Genomic DNA, 17,658 nt, shown 5'->3' on the forward strand with positions numbered 1-17,658 from the left:
AGGATAGCATCATGAACAGAAGAGATTTTCTCAAAGGCCTCGCCGCCAGCTCCTATGTCACCCTAAGCGGCTCATCGCTGTTGGCGCCGCTCAACGCCCTGGCCAGCACAGGTACGGATGAAGTGTGGAAAACCACGGGCTCCCACTTCGGCGCATTTAAGATGACTCGCAAGAACGGCGTCATCGACAAGGTGATCCCCTTCGACCTGGATAAATACCCCACCGATATGATCAATGGGGTCAAGGGGCTGGTCTATAACCCGTCCCGCGTGCGCTACCCTATGGTACGCCTCGACTTCCTGCTCAAGGGGCACAAGAGCAACACCTTAGAGCGCGGCGACTACCGTTTCGTGCGCGTCACCTGGGACAAGGCCCTGTCGCTGTTTAAGGACTCACTCGATGAGATCCAGACCAAGTATGGCCCGTCAGGGCTGCATGCGGGCCAAACCGGCTGGCGCGCCACGGGTCAGCTGCACTCCTCCACCAGCCATATGCAGCGCGCAGTAGGAATGCACGGTAACTTCGTCAAGAAGGTGGGCGACTACTCCACCGGCGCCGGACAGACGATTCTGCCTTACGTGCTCGGCTCCACCGAGGTCTACGCCCAGGGCACCTCCTGGCCGCTGATCCTCGAGCACAGCGACACCATAGTGCTCTGGTCGAACGACCCCTATAAGAACCTGCAGGTGGGCTGGAACGCCGAGACTCACGAGTCTTACGCCTATCTGGCGCAGCTGAAAGAAAAAGTGGCTCAGGGTAAGATCCGGGTGATCAGCATAGATCCCGTGGTCACCAAGACCCAGAAATACCTGGGCTGCGAGCAGCTCTACATCAACCCTCAGACAGACGTGGCCCTGATGCTGGGTATCGCCCACGAGATGGTGAGCCAAAATCTGCACGACAAGGCCTTCATCGACGGCTACAGCCTGGGCTTCGACCAGTTCCTCCCCTACCTGCTTGGGGAGAAAGACGGCGTGGCCAAGACCCCAGAGTGGGCTAGCCAGATCACAGGCGTGAGTGTCGAGATCATTAAAGATCTGGCCAAGGTGCTCACCAAGGGACGCACCCAGATCATGATGGGCTGGTGCATCCAGCGTCAGCAGCATGGCGAGCAGCCCTACTGGATGGCGGCAGTACTGGCCACCATGATAGGCCAAATCGGCCTGCCGGGCGGCGGTATCAGCTATGGCCACCACTACTCCAGCATAGGCGTACCTTCGTCGGGTGCGGCGGCGCCGGGCGCCTTCCCACGCAACCTAGATGAGGGCCAAAAGGCACTATTTGACAGCACCGACTTCAAGGGGGCCAGCAGCACCATACCAGTCGCGCGCTGGATAGATGCCATACTAGAACCGGGCAAGACCATAGATGCCAACGGCAGCAAGGTCACCTACCCGGACATCAAGATGATGGTGTTCTCGGGCAACAACCCCTGGAGCCATCACCAGGACAGAAACAAGATGAAGCGCGCCTTCCACAAGCTGGAATGTGTGGTCACCATAGACGTGAACTGGACGGCTACTTGTCGCTTCTCAGACATAGTGCTGCCGGCCTGTACCACCTTCGAGCGCAACGACATCGATGTCTATGGCAGCTATGCCAACCGCGGCGTGTTGGCGATGCAGAAGATGGTCGAGCCCCTATACGAGAGCCTGTCGGACTTTGAGATCTTCACCCGCTTTGCGGCGCTCATGGGTAAAGAGAAGCAATACACTCGCGGCCTGACCGAGATGGACTGGCTGAGAAAGCTCTACGACGAGTGTAAGGCCGCCAACGCAGGTAAGTTCGAGATGCCAGAGTTCGACACCTTCTGGCAGCAGGGCTATGTGCACTTCGGTGAAGGAGAGAATTGGACACGCCACAGCGATTTTAGGGATGACCCTGAGATCAACCCGCTGGGCACGCCATCAGGCCTTATCGAGATCTTTAGCCGTAAGATCGCCCAGTTTAACTACGACGATTGCCCCGGCCACCCGACTTGGATGGAGAAGAGCGAGCGCAGCCACGGCGGCCCAGGCTCAGACAAGTACCCCATCTGGATGCAGTCTTGTCACCCGGATCAGCGTCTGCACTCGCAGATGTGTGAATCCCAGGAGTACCGCGAGACCTATACCGTCCAGGGACGCGAGCCTGTCTACCTCAATCCGCTGGACGCCAAGGCCCGCGGCATCAAGGATGGCGACCTGGTACGTGTGTTCAACGACAGGGGTCAGCTACTGGCGGGCGCCCGGGTATCGAACCGCTTCCCTCAGGGCGTGATCCGTATCCACGAGGGTGCCTGGTATGGCCCTGTGGGCAAGGATGGCAGCAAGCAAGGCGGTAACGAAATAGGCGCCCTGTGCAGCTACGGCGACCCCAACACCCTGACCCAGGATATCGGCAGCTCTAAGCTGGCACAGGCCTGCGCCGCCTATACCTGTCTGGTGGAGTTCGAGAAGTTCAGCGGTAAGGTCCCAGAAGTCAGCGCCTTCAGCGGCCCCATAGAGATCAGCCGCTAAAATAAGCTAGCGGTCAAAGGAGATTTAAGATGAACAAGCCATCGATTTATCAAACACCAGCCAACCAGGCGCGAGCCAGGGTCTACCGTCTGCTGTCGGATCTGTTTGCCAAAGAGATAGATCATCAGCGCCGACAGAGCCTGCAAAGTGCCGAGGCGCAGGCCTTCTTTGACCTGCTGGCAGAGGAATCTAGGCTGGCGCCTGAGGTGAACACCATCCAGGCGGTGTTGGCTGGTCTGGGCGACGAGCCCTCCCTGCTCAATCTAGCCGCGGATTATTGCGGCCTGTTTCTGGTGGGTGGCAAGCAGAGCGCCAATCCCTATGCAGGCCTCTATCTGACGCCTGAAGGCGATGAGGAGCAACCGCTGCTATTCGGCCCTCAGCATCAGGAGATGCTTGCCCAGCTCAAGCAGAGCAAGCTGGGAGTGCAGAGCGATTTTCCCGAGCCGGCCGATCATATCTCGGTGATCTTGGCCTATGTCGCCCAGCAGGCCACCAGCCTGGACGACAAAGCGCAACAGCGTTTTATCGCTAAATATCTGGATGCCTGGCTAGCCGAGTTCGCCAAGCGTGTGAGTGACAGAGACCCAGGCCGCTTCTATCAGGCCCTCGCCAGGCTCACCCAAACCTGGGTACGCCTAGATTGTGAAGCACTTAGACAGTGAGGCGCTTGGCGCCTGACACCAAAGCTACTAGCGTCTGCCACCTTGACCGCGCCGCTTGGCGCGGCGTTTCTGCGCCGCCTTGCCATTGCGACGGGGATTGGGGTCAGCCTTGGTGAGATCCGGCTCGAAACCGGGCAACCATTGCTGAGGCAGACGCTTATCCAGCAGCGCCTCTATCTCCTCCAGCAGCAAGGCATCCTCTTCGCAGTAGAGGGTCACGGCGACACCCTGCTTACCCGCACGGCCGGTGCGGCCGATGCGATGCACATAATCCTGGGCCACATAGGGCAGCTCATAGTTGACCACATAGTCCAGAGACTCGATATCTATCCCCCGCGCCGCCACATCTGTGGCCACCAGCACCTTGATCTCTCCACGGCGGAAATCGGCCAGCACCTGCTCGCGTGCGCCCTGGCCCAGATCTCCATGAAACGCCTTGGCCTGGATGCCTTGCTCACATAGGCGGGCGGCCAGCTTGTCGGCGGCCACCTTCTTACGGCTAAACACCAATACCCGCTGCCAATCCCCCTTGTTGATCAGATGAGACAGGAGGGCAAACTTGCGCTCGCTGTCCACCGCATAGACCTTCTGCTCGACATCCTGGCTGGCGCTGTTCTGCGGGCTGACGGCGATGCGTTTGGGCTGCTTTAACCAGCTATTGCTCAGTGCAAGCACCTTGTCATCCAGGGTTGCTGAAAACAGCAGGGTCTGGCGCTCGCTCGGCAACAGGGCCATCAGCTCGGCTATCTCGTCGGCAAAGCCCATATCCAACATGCGATCGGCCTCATCGAACACCAGGTGCGCCACCCTATCTAGCTTGGCGGCGCCGCGTCTGTGCAGGTCCAGCAGACGACCTGGGGTGGCGACGATCAGGTCGACGCCTGCAGCAAGCTGCTGGCACTGGGCCTCAATGCTGACGCCGCCATACACCAGCCCCGCCGACAGCGAGGTAAAACGGGCGAGATCTGAGATCCCCTGGTGAACCTGCAGCGCCAGTTCGCGGGTGGGCACCAGCACCAGGGCTCTGGGCTGCTTATCCAAGCCCTCGACCCGTTCGAGGCCCATCAGCTTAGCCAGGATAGGCAGGGCGAAGGCGGCCGTCTTGCCCGTGCCCGTCTGGGCCGAGGCCATGAGATCCACGCCGCTCAGCACCAGGGGGATCGCCTCGGCCTGGATCTGAGTCGCCTCGCTAAATGCCAAGGCTTCCAGCGCCTGTTGCAGCGGCTGAGGCAGAGACAATTGAGAAAATAACATAGGTGAAGATCCCGCTTTAGTTGCTGTTGTGAGTAGATGGTTAACAATGGGGCGCAAGTGTAGCAGATTTCGCCCATGGCTCTAGCAGATTCAGGCGCCTAATACGCCGCTTTGTTAGCTCCGCTATTGCATTGATGCCAGCTGCACTATTGCGTTGATGCTAGCTGCTCTATTGCGTTAATGCTAGCTGTGCCTCGAAGCCGGCGACCGAGTCACGCCACAGCTGCCTGAGCCCGCTAATATCAGTCGCCTGCAGCTCGCTTTTTTCCAGCTGTTGGCAACGCCTTGTCAGCCTGATCATGCCCATGTTGGCGCTGCTGCCCTTGAGGCCGTGGAGCAGCTTACGACACACCTCATTCTCATCCTCAGCGGCCTGCTCGGCTTTCTGTTCGGCTGCCTGCTCAGCTTTCTGTTCAGGCGTGGATTCGACAAGCTGCTCCAACTTGGTCAGCTGCGCCTCGCTGGAGGACAGATAGAGGCTCAGCATCTGCGCCATGGCCGCCTCGCCGAGACAGTCGAGATCCCCCTGAAACTGGGCGCTATCCAGCAGAGGAGCAGCCAGCAAAGGGTCATTCAGCAGAGGAGCATCCAACAGAGGATTATCCTCCGCTAAAGCCTTCGCCGACGTTTCATCAGATTCGACTCGTTCTACAGCTTCGGCCTCTTCTGTTTCTTCAGCCTCTTCGACAACTGGAGTCGATGCTTTGGACGCCCGCCCTAGCCAGCGCATCAGGGCCTGCATGTTGAGCGGCTTGGCCAAGATCTCATCGAATCCTACCTCACGATAAACTTCGAGATCCTGTGGTTGTAGCTGGGCGGTGAAGGCGGCAAACACCAGATCGCTCGCAGCGCGCTCCCTAAGCTGACTCAGGAGATCTATGCCAGAGCCATCGCTGAGCTGAATATCCAACATCACGGCATCGAACCCTGGCGATTGACGCTCAAAGACGGCTAAAGCCTCAGCGCAGCTCGGCGCCAAAACCGCCTCGTGGCCAAGGTGCGCCAGGAAGCCCTGGGCCACCATGGCATTGACCTGATTATCCTCCACCACCAGCACTCTTTTTGGCGCGACCTGAGGGATGATATCGGTAGCGCTTAACACGGGCGCCTCACAAGCCTCCAAGGGCAGGCTAAAGCCAAAGGTGCTGCCCTTGTTCACCTCTGTCTCGACCCAGAGCCCCTCATCGCCGGCCCCCATCAGGGTGACCAGCTCCTTGCTGATCGCTAGTCCTAGGCCAGTGCCACGGCTGCGTCCCTGATTGGGCTGGGCACTGTAGGCGATAAACAATCTCGCCTTGGCATCTTCGGGAATCCCGAGACCCGTATCGCTCACGGTAAACTTAAGCCGCGCCCCTGCTTGGCTCACCCGCAGGCGGATCTCCCCCGCCGGGGTAAATTTGATGGCATTGCCCAGCAGATTAAACAGCACCTGGCGCAGCTTGGGCCCATCTATGTTGATCCACTCGGGGAGGCGGTCTCGCTCCAGACGCAGCGACAGGCCGGCGTTGCCCGCCCCGGCGAGCATAATGGAGACCACCTCGTCGAGCAGTTCGTTGATAGCCACAGGGCGCGGCTCATTGCTCAGCTTGCCCTGCTCCAGGCGGGAGAAGTCTAAGATGTCGTTCAGCACAGTCTGCAGCAGGGCGCCGCTGTACTGAGACAGGGCCAGCATCTGCTTCTGGGCCGTGGGCAGCTCAGACTCCCCCAGCAGAGTCAGGGTGCCGAGCAGGCCGTTGAGGGGGGTGCGGATCTCATGGCTCATGGTCGCCAGGAAGAGGGACTTGGCCTTGTCGGCCGCCTCGGCCATCTGTCTCGCCTGGGCATGGCCCTGCACCTCGGCATCTAGGCGGCGATTGGCCTGGGCCAGCTCCTGGGTACGCTCCTGCACCGTCGTCTCAAGCGATGCCTTGTGGGCCGATAGCTCATCGGCCGTCTCCTGCAGCTCAGTTTGCAGACGCTGATTGTGATCTGTCTTCTGCTTGAAGGCATCGATGGCCGAGGCCATTGCAGTCAGCTCATCGTCCCCATGGGGGTCCAGCGCCACCTGAGTATCCCCTCGGCTCAGCCGTGACAGGGCGTCGGTCGCCTCGTGCAGTCTAAGTGCGATCCCCTTGTAGATCACCCGATATACCACAATCAGGATCAACACCAGCATCAATAACCCCGTGCCCCAGAGTCCCGCCTTGGCCCAGAAGAGCTGACGTAGAAAATCTCCCCTGGCCTGCTCCGCCTGGGTTTGCTGGGCCGTCATGGCCGCATCGACCTGGGTGTTGAGCTGAGTCAGCTTGTCACTCAGTGTCTGAAGCTGCGCCATCTGGGAAGCGAGCACCCTGGCATAGCGGCGCTGCAGCGTGAGTTTATCGCCGACGCCGCGCAGTATCGTCAGCTCATGGGCCAGCTCGGTGGCTCGCACAGGGTCTCGCACCACGCCCTTGAGCAGCTCGATCGGCATAAGATTAGGTTGATTGATGCCAAGGATAACTTCACTCGTGGCACTGGCTGGTTCATTGCCGGGCATGCCGCCCAGAGCCTCACTTGGCTGCAATCGATACTCGCCGCCGCCCTGCTCGGTCAGCACCCGCGACATGCTCACCAGTACCTTACTGAGCCCCAGATGTTGCTCAGGCGATTGCAGCAGCTGACCCACCAGCGCCAGGTGATGAATGAGGGCCAGGGCGCGATTGAGACGCGCCTGAATATCGAGATCCTTCTCTATGATGGTATCGAGCAGATAGCCGCTCTGTGCTGTGCCGGCGACCTCGGAATAGGCCAGGCTCAGCTTGGCCAGCACGGCGGAATCGACGACCGCCAGTTCGGCCTCCAGCAACTCGATAGCCCGTCCGGAGGCGTCTACCAACGCCTCGCCATCGCCTTTGAGCTGCTTGGCGAGGGCCAGACGCTCGCCCACCTGATGGCCTAGCTGAGTCAGGTCGTGGATGATCTCGGCCGCCCTGGGGCCTAGTTGGCTGTCGCCCTGAAGGTTAAGCGATTTAAGGCGGGCGATGGCTCCGAGCAGGTTGCTGCTCTCGATGGATAGCTTGCGCCCGAGAAGGGCGCGCTCCGCCTCCTCCTGGGCCCGCTCTAAGGCCTGGGCGTTTTCCTGCATGGCGCTGACCGACTGCATCAACTGGCGCGCGGCTTCCGAGGCGGGCAGCGCCTCCTCATAGAGGTATTTGTCGGCGGCCTTCACCCAGTAGAGGGATATGCTGCCCAGGCTCACCAGCATGAGCAAGAGCAGCGCCAGCAGGCTAAAGGCCAGCATGAGACGGCCGACTAAACTTTTCCCCGAGAGTGATAAAGCGCCCACATGGCTCCCGTTTAACTGTTACAATGAATCAATGACATGCGTCTGGTTACATTATACTGAGTGCCCTGTGGTGAAGCATAATAAATCTCCCTTTTTCCGCGCCTTTTCCCTCTGGGCTGGCCTCCATGGGCTGGCAATCGCCGCCAGTTTTTCGATATCGGTGACGGCCAATGCAGTTGAGACCTGGTCACTGGAGCAGCGCACCCCCTATAACGCCAAGCTCCAGCAGGTGGAGTCGCTCACCTATCGCCCCCTGAGTGTGGCGAAACGGCCCTGGCGACTCTGCGCCCTGGTGCCCCACCTCAAAGACGCCTACTGGATTGGCATAGACTATGGCCTGGTGACCCGGGCGCAAACGTTGGGAGTCGCCCTAGAGCTGTTTGAGGCCGGCAGCTACTATGGCAAGGCGAAACAGCTCGAGCAGCTGGAACACTGCATGAAATCCGATTTCGACGCCATCTTGCTGGGCACTGTGGACCCTGAGCTACTGAAGCACTATCAGGGGCAGATAAGCAAGCCCATGCTGGCCCTAGTCAACCGCCTCGACAGCCCCCTGGTGAGCACCCGCATAGGCGTCAATTGGTATCAGATGGGCTGGCATGCCGGCGATTTTATTCATCGCACTACGGCAACACAGTCGCCCAAGGCAGAGACCGGCCAGACTAAAACTGAGCTAGCTAAGACCGGCCAGGCTGTGCAGCTGGCCCTGCTGCTCGGCCCCGAGAAACTCGGCGGCAGCACCTGGGTCGAGCAAGGGATCATGGAGGCGCTTAAGGGCAGCAGTGTGACCATCTCTTCCAACCGCCACGCCGATAACAATCGCGATCTCTATCGGGATCAGCTACACCATCTGCTCAAGGATCACAGGCCAGACTATATACTCGGCAGCGCCGTGGCCATCGAGGCCGCCATCGGCGCCCTGGCGCAGCAGGACACAGCGCAAGGCATTGCCTTGGTAAGCAGCTATCTCTCACCCGCCACCCTGCGAGGCCTTTACCGCCATAGGGTCGCCTTTAGTAGCGACGATCAGGTGGTGCTGCAGGGTAAGTTAGCGATAGATGTGGTGGTGCGGGAACTCGAGGGCGCAGCCCCCTTTGGCGATATCGGCCCCAGGATAAAGGGGCTCACTCCAGACAATATTCAAATGAAGCAGCTGACCGACAGCCTGGCGCCGGCGGACTTTTACCCCATCTACCGGGTCGAGGCGCCTAAGGCGACTCCTCAACCCTAGCCTTCTACCCTAATCTTCTACTTTTGCGGAGAACAGATAGCCCTCGCCGTGGACGGTAACGAAGAGCTCCGCATGTAGCTTGTTGCGCAGACGGCGGATGATCACATCTATGGTTCTGTCGTTGACATCCTGATTACGGTGGCTGGTCAGCTGCATCAGGCGTTCACGGCTCAGCACCTGCTGTGGGTGCAGCACGAAGGCGCTAAGCAGCTCAAACTCAGCCTTGGTGAGCTTGATCACCGCCTCACCCTGGGAGAGCCTGCGGCTGTTGAGGGCCAGACTGTAATCTTCAAACTCGATAAGATCGTCACAGCGCTCCAGCTCGGCAATCGCCTGCTGCTGCGCCTTCTTCACTAAAGAGATACGCCAGAGCAGGTTCTTCACCCGCACCAGGAGTTCACGCAGCTCGAAGGGCTTGGTCACATAATCGTCGGCGCCCATCTCCAGGCCGATGATCTTATCGATCGCCTCGTCACGCCCGGTCACGAGTATGATGCCCACCTCGGAGCGGCTGCGCAGTTCGCGGGTCAGGCTGAGGCCATCGACGCCGGGCAGGTTGATGTCCAACATCACGAGATCGATATGCTGCTGGCTGAACTGCTGCCACATCTCTTCACCGTCGGCGGCTTCGAGCACCCGATACCCCTCTTTCTCGAAATAGCCCTTCAGGCGAGCACGGATCACCGCCTCATCATCGACCACAAGCACACAAGGTTGTAATGAAGTTAGGGCCATGACCCCGCTCCCAGACGCGTTAAATAAAGGTTAAGGCTATTATTCACAATTTTTCATAATTGCATATCAGCCTTATCTCAATTATGAGATCTGACGCGGTTTTTAGCCGCTATGGCGCCCCTGTTATTAAGGCCTATGCTACCTATCAGATCTCACGCTCAATGCAAATAGATTTTGGCACAAGTCACTAAAGCTAAATATAAATCAAGATTTTTACACTCGGGTCATGTTAGCTTATGCTTACCTTATTAACATTACGCTCACACTTGAGGCTAGGACAGGTTATGAATGAACGGCGGCAATTTTCGCGCATCTTCTTCGATGTCGATGCGACGCTCACCCAAGAGGATAAGGTGTGGTCGACCAAGCTGCACGATCTTAGCCTGAATGGTGCCCTGGTCGAGCTGCCCCAAGAGTTCGCACCAAACCCGGCCCCAATACTCCTGAGTTTCACCTTGGAAGGCTCGGATGTCGAGGTCACCATGGAGACCCAGTTGATCCACCGTCAAGACGGCCAACTCGGCCTCGAATGCCTGCATATCGATATCGACAGCATCAGCCACTTAAGGCGCATGCTCGAGCTCAACACAGGCGATGCCTCTCTGCTCGACCGTGAACTCAAGATGTTTATCGAGGTACATGATCAGGGCTGATGCGCTCTCCTGACAGCCATGAGCTTAGCTTGAGCGCACTTAGCCAATCGCACTTAACTTGACCGCACCAGGCTTCAATGAAAGCAACACAAAGGGGACCTAAGGTCCCCTTTTCGATCTGGCGCAACTTGCCTTCGCTCTAGCCACTGGGCTGACTGCTAACCCTGGCACTACCTGATGCTAGTACCATAAATTAACTCCTATACTCTCCTGTCAATAGACCGCAAGCTCACCTCCCCCACCACCATCTAACCACTCGCTTAGCCACCCGCTAAAGCACTTCCTTAACTCTCTTTATAACTCTCTTAGCAACTCGCTTAACCTCTCATTTAAAAACGCGCGTTAAGGCTTACCAAAGCACAGCTAAAAGCCTCCCTAAAAGCTCGGCGCGAACCAAACCAACATATTCGAATATCGAATGGGTATTAGTTATTAACTATCAGGTTTTGAGCCTATTCTAGACCCATAGGCAAGACCTAGCCGAGAAACCAACCCATTTTAGGTTCAACCAAACGAGGCACTCATCATGAAAAAATCAATCGTCGCAGCCAGCATCGTCGCGCTTATGACAATCGGTGCAGTACAAACCGCTTCAGCTTGCTCTAGCGTTTCGGCCACCACAGACTATGGCACGCTAGTCGCCCGCTCACTAGACTGGGATGTTCACGTAGAAGCTCGCGCCAAGATCATTCCTGCTGGCGTAGAAATCAGCTCCAAGGCGCCTAGCTACAAGACTCAGGCCACTTGGACCACCAAGTACAAGACAATGTCACTGTCTGACAACCCTATCTTCCATGGCACCGCCTACGATGCCATCAACGATCAAGGCCTGTCGGTACATGGTCAGTATCAGGAAGCCAGCAAGCCGTTCCTGACAATGCACAAAGACAATGATAATGGTGCCCCAGCGGTCAACAACGGCCTGCTCGCCACCTACATCACCTCAAACTACAAAACCGTTGCCGAAGCTATCGACGGCCTGGACAAAGGCGAATGGCAGCCAGCCTTCTCTGATCCCCTGATGGACATGGATCACTTAGTACCTGCGCATTTTAACCTGCGTGATAATGAGGGTAACGTGGCCCTCATCCAGCTCAACGCAGGTGGTAAGCTGAAGGTATGGCGTGGTAGCACCAACGATGAACTGCGCTTCGTCACCAACGAGCCCCTGTTCCAGGATCACCTGGAGTTCTCTAAGACAATCGACCGCAGTGCGCTGGGCACTAAACTCCCTGCAGATTACTCGCCACTGTCACGTTATGTGCGCGGCCTGCACCATGCAGAGAGCCAGGACTTTAAGAACATGACCTATCAGCAGACTATGGCGGCGCAGCTACTGGCCTTCCACAGCGCGGTAGCCATCCCACAATCTGTCCAGGCACCTTTCGTCGATGGTCCTAAGATTGCGGAAGAAGGCGGCGTGTTCCCAACCTTCTTCACCGTACAGTACAACCTGAAGAACGGCGACACCGTCTACTCAGACCTGTATGAAGGCCATCAGATCAAGTTCAACTTCGCAGAGGTTAGCGTTGGCAAAGAGCCGGTCTGTGCAAACCTCTCAGTCGATGCTCACGAAGGTCGCGCCGCACCAACCTTTGGCAAGTGTAGCTAACAGACCCTAAGCGCAAAAAAGCCTCCGATATCGGAGGCTTTTTTATCTGAGCTGACCCGTTATTTAATCTGGGCCGTCAGCTTAATCCCTTACCTGAAAGGCGTCATGGTAACTCACCTCGCCCTGAGACCATTCGCCGCACAGTTTACACGCGAGAAAATAAGCCTCGGGCACACCGGGCAGAATAAGTCCTGTCTTGGGGGCAAAACCAAAACGCTGATAAAACTCAGGCTCGCCCAGTAAGACGCAGCCATGGGCACTTGCGTTATCAAGCGCCTCTAGCGCGGCGCCCATCAAGGCGCTGCCGATCCCCTCTCCCTGACGCTCTGGTGCTACCGAGATGGGGCCGAGTCCATACCAGTCTTGGCTCCCATCGGAGATGGTTACCCTAGACAGGGCGACATGCCCCACTATCTTTCCCTGCACCTCGGCCACTAACGATATCGCCAGCGCGCCTGCATCTCTCAGGGCGTTAACGATAAGATGCTCGGTATGGTCTGTGTGGGGCGCCTCGAGAAAGGCAGCCTTGGTGATCTCTTCTATAGCGGCGATATCGCCGGGTGCTTCGCTACGTATATGCATGGGTTTCCTCTCGCTGTCCGTTAACCTTAACAGATCAGCTCCAGTAGCTCGTGTATCGTCTTGATGGGGTTGATCTTGGCGCCCAGACCTTCCATCGATTTATGATAGTTGCGAAACGGAATGAAGATCTCGGTAAAGCCATGCTGCACCGCCTCCTTCACCCTGGGCACGCCGCTGTCGATGGGGCGCACATCGCCATTGAGACTCAGCTCACCCATAATGCAGGTGGTGCGCGGCACCACGAACTCGTTGAGGCTGCTCAGTAGCGCGGTCACCAGCGCCAGATCGATACAGGTCTCAGACTCGTCTATCTTGAGCCCGCCCACAAGATTGAAATAGGTGTCGTGATAGATCTTGGTGCGGGTATGTTTACGTAAAATCCCGGTCAGCATCTTGATACGGTTCATGTTCAGGCCAACACAGACTCGCTGGGGAAACTCCCCCTCAGCCTCTGTGGTCAGGCACTGGATCTCCAGCAACAGGTTGCGATTGCCCTTGCGGATACAGGTGATGGCCGCCCCGGGAGACTCGGTAGTCGAGCCCGAGAGGAAGATCTCGCTGGGGTTATCGACGCTTATCATGCCCCGCTCGGTCATCCTGAAGATGCCTACGGTATCCACGTCGCCGAAACGGTTCTTGTTGGCCCTCAGGGTGCGCACCTGGCCGTCGTTACACTCGAGATGCGTCAGGCAGTCGACGATATGGATCAGGGTCTGCGGGCCTGCCGTCTCGTTGTTCTTGTTCACGTGGGCGACCAAGAACATGGTGACATTGTTCTGCTTACAGTATTGGGTCAGCGCCTGCGCACTGCCCTTGACCTGGGATGGCGAACCGGGACTGCCGTTGGCTAGGTCCGTCACCACGGCCTGAATCGAGTCGATCACCGCAAACTTGACCTGCTTGGCCTCCAGCTCGGCGATGATCGCCTCCACATTGGTCTCGGCCATCAGGTAGAGGTTTTCCTCGTTGCAGTCCAGCCTGAGGCGATTGACCCGGTTCTTAAACTGCGACAGCGACTCCTCGGCGGTACAGTAGAGCGAGGGCATCAGCTGGGACATGCGCGACACCAGATCCGACAAAATGGTCGTCTTACCGGCGCCGGGATCCCCCGAGATGATGTTGACCGAGCCCGTGGTGAGCCCGCCGCACAGCACCCGGTCCAGCTCACCAATGCCGGTAAGCAGCTTCTTGGCCTCGAACTCCTCCACCTCGCTAAGCTTCTTCGAGCCACCACCGACGGCCCCCGCATAACCGGCCACCGAGCCGGCGCTTGACTTAGTCGGTGCCAGCCTCACCTCAGAGATGGTGTTCCACTCGCCGCAGGCATTACACTGCCCCTGCCAGCGAGGAAAGTCCTGACCACATTCGCTGCACACATATGCTGTTTTATTCTTCGCCATAGCTTAACTGTTTGTCATCTCATCAATGTCTGGACTCTCCTGCACCTGCTCGCACAGACCAGAAAGGCCCTTTTCCATGCAGGCATTCTACATGAGTATCTAGAGCGGCTGTAGTGTGCATACGCCAATCCGCGCTATCGCTCTACAGTAAAATGATTCCCACAAGGGAGCGAAAATGCCTTACACTGGCGTTAGGGCTTCCAACCACAGTGTCCGCCGCAGCGTTAGCAAATTGTGCTGAATAAACAAAAGGCTATCAAGTTTTTACCCGAGCTGCCGACACAATAAGATAAGCCGCGCCATCCACTATGAGTCGAAAAGATATAATCCATGAGTCTAGAGCAACATAAGGCATTGATCGAACAGTTAAAACCCCTGCTGATGGAAACCAACTTCCAGGAGCTGTTTGAACATCTGACCTCAGGCGAGTCTAATTCGACCCGTTTTCTGCTCAAGATGGAGCTCAACCGCCTCTCCTCTCCCTGTACCCGGGTTATCGATCTCAGGGACAGATCCGAACTGCCCTGCGCGCCCTTTAGCAGCGGCGCCCAGACTCACTTTATCGATGCGCCGGCGAAAGAGAACTTTATTCAGTCCCTGGCCCTGTATCAGGGGCAGTACACCCTTGGGGTATACGAGCAGGTGATCGAAGGGCATAAGCTGCGCCGGCAACGCGCGCGCGAAGGCGATCAAGGGGCCGACACTGCCCTCACCCCCTATGTGGCCAGCGGCGCCATCTTAGGCAGCTACTTCAATCGCGCCGAAGAGCGGATGAACTATGCGATCCGCATCGGCGTGCTGCAGCCGGGGCGCAGCGAGGTAAAAGGGATCACGGTCGACCTCTCGGTCGGCGGCGCCCGCATTCGCCTACCTGTAGATCACGGCCTCAATCCTGAACAGCCGCTTATCGTCAAGCTGCTGGAGCTGAGCGCCGAATACTATTTCGATGACCTGCAGAAAGGGGTGGAGTATCAGGTGGTCGATGTCGAGAGCAATCACGAGTTCAGCTGGATGCGTCTCAAGCGCGTCGGCGGCAGCGACGCCCTGTCGGACATGCTGGCCAACCTGATCCAAGGCTACAAGTTTCGCTACAAGGTGGATATCAACGACATACTGGTGGCCGCCACAGGGCTGGGCTTCGAGCGTCACTATCTGCCCCATCTGCCGCACCTGCCGCTGTATGTGGAGCTTAAGGATGGTCAACATCGCATCACCCACAAGCTGCTGAGCCGCGACAATCAGAAGCTGCAGCAGTATTTTGTCGACGAGAAGTCGGTCAGCCAGCTCGGCGGCATGTTGACCCATGAGCGGTTACAGGCTTTGTTTAATGCGCCTCAAGACCCAGAACATAATCTGTTTTTCTGCTTTACCTTTCAGGCTCAGGGGGCGATCTTCTTCTATTCCGCCAGCCTGGCCGAGCTAAAACAGAGCGATCTGCTGGGCCTCTTCCTGCGCTTTGGTGCCACCAAGGCCAGTTGGCGCATCTTCAAGCTGGCCAGTCATGAGATAGACCATGAGATCTCCTATAAATCCAGTATCTTACCCGGTGACTCCAGCTATTACGCCTCGCTGACCGAGGCCCAGCTCAAGTGCTTCACCCATGTGCTGCAGCTGATCGATCTCACCAACGAAGAGGTGCTTCCCCAATATGAGGCCTGGGATGCCAAAGGCCATCAGGCCAACGAATTGAAACTTTTCGGCCAGGAAAAGCTGCTGGAAGATCAGATCAAGCTGTTGTCGCTGCAATTTACCGAGCGGCGCAACGAGGCGCGCTTCTCATTCAAGACCCTGGTCACCGTCAGCCAGGGCAAACAGACTCACCACGGTTTCACCTTAGATATCTCGGGCAAGGGGCTGCAGGTCACCCTGGATGAGCCGGCCAACTTCGATACCACGGCCCCTGTGATGGTCGCCTTTCCCAAGCTGCAACATCTGGCGGGTAAGACGCGGCTGGCGCAGCTGCCCTATCGGCTGATCCGCACCCGCAAGAACGGCGTCACCATACACCTCGCCGCCATGGTCGGCCACACGCCCCATGTCGGCGTCGCCTTCCTCAGCCGCCTCATCGAGGCCAACCGCGACAAGCTAAGAAAGCTGACCGAGGCCAACAGCGACATGAAGGAGCTCTCCGACGGGCTGAAGAACCTGCTGATGCGCGAGCTGGCCTCCGTCCCTTACTTCATCGAGAAGACGGCAAAATCGGCCAAGCTGAGCATATTAGGGGTGAGCAAACATTCCAACGCCATTGCCGATCTCTTCGCGGCGACCACCCAGGAGGCATTGAAATATGACCTCAGTGCCCTGCTGGACAAGGGGCGCCTCAAAGAGGATTTCATCACCCCGATACGCCAGATGAAGCCGCAACACGGACTCGAGTTTTTCGAGACCTATGTGCAGATCTCCCGCCAGTCTCAGGGACGCATCAAGATAAAATGCGTACCACCAAGGGAGATTGGCGATCAACAGGCTCAGCTGCACTTCATACGGCAGAGCCAGAACTTGGGACGCTTCATGGCGCTTCGCGTCTACCGCGGCGCCGCCGGTAAGCCAGATATCAACTATATCAAGCGCGAGCTGGAATATATTGGCCTGCATGCCCAGCACAAGGCCAAGAAGCTGGAGCAGCTGATGTGGCACATCATAGGGGTTGGTGAGCTGCTGGATATCACAGACGAGGTGATGCTGCGCTATCCCGAGCTGCTTGAACCGCAAAAAGAGTAACAGACGACGCTAGAGCGCTTGGTACCAGCTCAGCACCTGGGGAAAGTGATCCTCTGTGGCATCCTTGTGGGTCAACATCTCGGCGTGGCCATAGTCGTGGCGGTTACCATTGGCCTTGCTGAGCAAGGTATAGGTCACCGGCTTGATATGGCACTCCTTAATCATGCGCTGCACGTCGGCCGGATTACCCAGCACCAGATCCCCCTTACCTGCGATAAACCAGCTCTTAGGCCAGCCCTGTTTGGCACCTAAGGCAGTTGCCGCCTTGGCGTAATCAAAGCCATCGTCATGATCTATCCACTCACCTCTGACCCAGTCGATACTCTGGGACAGGGAGGCCCTGGTCTCGTTATCCATCCCCAGGCGCCAGCGGTCGGCGGCCAGATAGCCATGACCGGCAGCGATCGCCGGCGCCAGTTTGTTCCACACCAGATCCACCATCAGCCACTTCTTAAGCGAGCGTACCTTAATGACGCGCTTACTGCCGAAGGTCAGCAAAGACGCGACACTGGTCTGAAAGAAATCGAAACGCGCGATGGCGCTGGCCATCAGCACGCCGCCCCAGGAGTGAGCACACCAATGCACCTGATGAGCCTCAGGATGCTGCGACAAAATATAATGCTGTACCAGGGGGAGTTGTTCGCGGATCACCTCCCCCTGACCATGGCTGGCGCCTGTGCTCAACTTTGGGGTGCTCAGGCCGCGCCCCAGGGTATCAAGCACATAAACCACGAAGCCCGCCTCTGCCAGATAACAGCCAAGCCCCCTGCCCTTGTCGCTGTAGAAAACCCGGCCGTTAGACATGGCGCCATGGAGCATCAGTATGGGCGGCCTGCTCATGTCGGCATCGGCTCGCTTGAGCAGGCGCAGATGGAGCTGTCCCTGGCGATAGGGGATAAAACGTGATTCTTGGATCAGAGTCGACACTGAAAACATCCCAGTAAAATTTGATTTAAAGTACTGACTTTAAAGGAGTAGCACAAGAGCAAAGCATGATAAA

General features: G+C 57.6%; 12 protein-coding genes. 6 read left to right on the forward strand and 6 right to left on the reverse strand.

Annotated features, from left to right (window positions below):
- Positions 1 to 11: 11 nt before the first annotated feature.
- Both torA and torD read left to right on the forward strand, forming a co-directional pair.
- On the forward strand, positions 12 to 2,498 hold the full coding sequence (gene torA / locus K0J45_RS14365; protein WP_220043058.1) for a trimethylamine-N-oxide reductase TorA: 2,487 nt from the start codon (positions 12 to 14) through the stop codon (positions 2,496 to 2,498).
- Between the two features lie 44 nt (positions 2,499 to 2,542).
- Positions 2,543 to 3,163 (forward strand): molecular chaperone TorD, encoded by a 621-nt coding sequence (gene torD / locus K0J45_RS14370; protein ID WP_434086966.1) that lies wholly within the window; start codon positions 2,543 to 2,545, stop codon positions 3,161 to 3,163.
- Between the two features lie 27 nt (positions 3,164 to 3,190).
- On the opposite strand, the gene K0J45_RS14375 is transcribed toward torD, so the two are convergent.
- Together K0J45_RS14375 and torS are read right to left on the reverse strand one after the other, a co-directional pair.
- Positions 3,191 to 4,417: a DEAD/DEAH box helicase gene (locus K0J45_RS14375; RefSeq protein ID WP_220043060.1), complete on the reverse strand. Its 1,227-nt coding sequence runs from the start codon at positions 4,415 to 4,417 to the stop codon at positions 3,191 to 3,193.
- A gap of 169 nt (positions 4,418 to 4,586) precedes the next feature.
- Positions 4,587 to 7,724, reverse strand: coding sequence for a TMAO reductase system sensor histidine kinase/response regulator TorS (gene torS, locus K0J45_RS14380; RefSeq protein WP_220043061.1), 3,138 nt, complete (start codon positions 7,722 to 7,724; stop codon positions 4,587 to 4,589).
- Between the two features lie 67 nt (positions 7,725 to 7,791).
- Here torS and torT point away from each other — a divergent pair, with 67 nt between their 5' ends.
- Positions 7,792 to 8,955, forward strand: coding sequence for a TMAO reductase system periplasmic protein TorT (gene torT, locus K0J45_RS14385; protein ID WP_220043062.1), 1,164 nt, complete (start codon positions 7,792 to 7,794; stop codon positions 8,953 to 8,955).
- 9 nt (positions 8,956 to 8,964) lie between these two features.
- Here the strand turns inward: torT and torR are convergent, their stop codons facing one another.
- On the reverse strand, positions 8,965 to 9,690 hold the full coding sequence (gene torR / locus K0J45_RS14390) for a two-component system response regulator TorR (RefSeq protein WP_011866600.1): 726 nt from the start codon (positions 9,688 to 9,690) through the stop codon (positions 8,965 to 8,967).
- 284 nt (positions 9,691 to 9,974) lie between these two features.
- On the opposite strand from torR, the gene K0J45_RS14395 reads away from it, so the two are divergent.
- Together K0J45_RS14395 and K0J45_RS14400 are read left to right on the forward strand one after the other, a co-directional pair.
- Positions 9,975 to 10,343 (forward strand): PilZ domain-containing protein, encoded by a 369-nt coding sequence (locus tag K0J45_RS14395; RefSeq protein WP_220043063.1) that lies wholly within the window; start codon positions 9,975 to 9,977, stop codon positions 10,341 to 10,343.
- A 526-nt stretch (positions 10,344 to 10,869) separates the two neighbouring features.
- Positions 10,870 to 11,955: a linear amide C-N hydrolase gene (locus K0J45_RS14400; protein WP_220043064.1), complete on the forward strand. Its 1,086-nt coding sequence runs from the start codon at positions 10,870 to 10,872 to the stop codon at positions 11,953 to 11,955.
- Positions 11,956 to 12,036: 81 nt separating this feature from the next.
- On the opposite strand, the gene K0J45_RS14405 is transcribed toward K0J45_RS14400, so the two are convergent.
- A complete protein-coding gene (locus K0J45_RS14405) occupies positions 12,037 to 12,537 on the reverse strand; it encodes a GNAT family N-acetyltransferase (RefSeq protein ID WP_220043065.1) in 501 nt (166 codons plus the stop codon).
- A 26-nt stretch (positions 12,538 to 12,563) separates the two neighbouring features.
- Positions 12,564 to 13,937 (reverse strand): DNA repair protein RadA, encoded by a 1,374-nt coding sequence (radA, locus tag K0J45_RS14410; RefSeq protein ID WP_220043066.1) that lies wholly within the window; start codon positions 13,935 to 13,937, stop codon positions 12,564 to 12,566.
- Positions 13,938 to 14,267: 330 nt separating this feature from the next.
- Here radA and K0J45_RS14415 point away from each other — a divergent pair, with 330 nt between their 5' ends.
- The gene (locus K0J45_RS14415) at positions 14,268 to 16,658 is read left to right on the forward strand and encodes a PilZ domain-containing protein (protein ID WP_220043067.1); all 2,391 of its coding nucleotides are present in this window, start codon (positions 14,268 to 14,270) and stop codon (positions 16,656 to 16,658) included.
- A gap of 9 nt (positions 16,659 to 16,667) precedes the next feature.
- Here the strand turns inward: K0J45_RS14415 and K0J45_RS14420 are convergent, their stop codons facing one another.
- Entirely contained in the window at positions 16,668 to 17,594 is a 927-nt protein-coding gene (locus tag K0J45_RS14420; protein ID WP_220043068.1) for an alpha/beta fold hydrolase, read from the reverse strand.
- Between the last annotated feature and the right edge of the window lie 64 nt (positions 17,595 to 17,658).

It is taken from the genome of Shewanella alkalitolerans, assembly GCF_019457575.1.
In the GTDB taxonomy this organism is placed as follows: domain Bacteria; phylum Pseudomonadota; class Gammaproteobacteria; order Enterobacterales; family Shewanellaceae; genus Shewanella; species Shewanella loihica.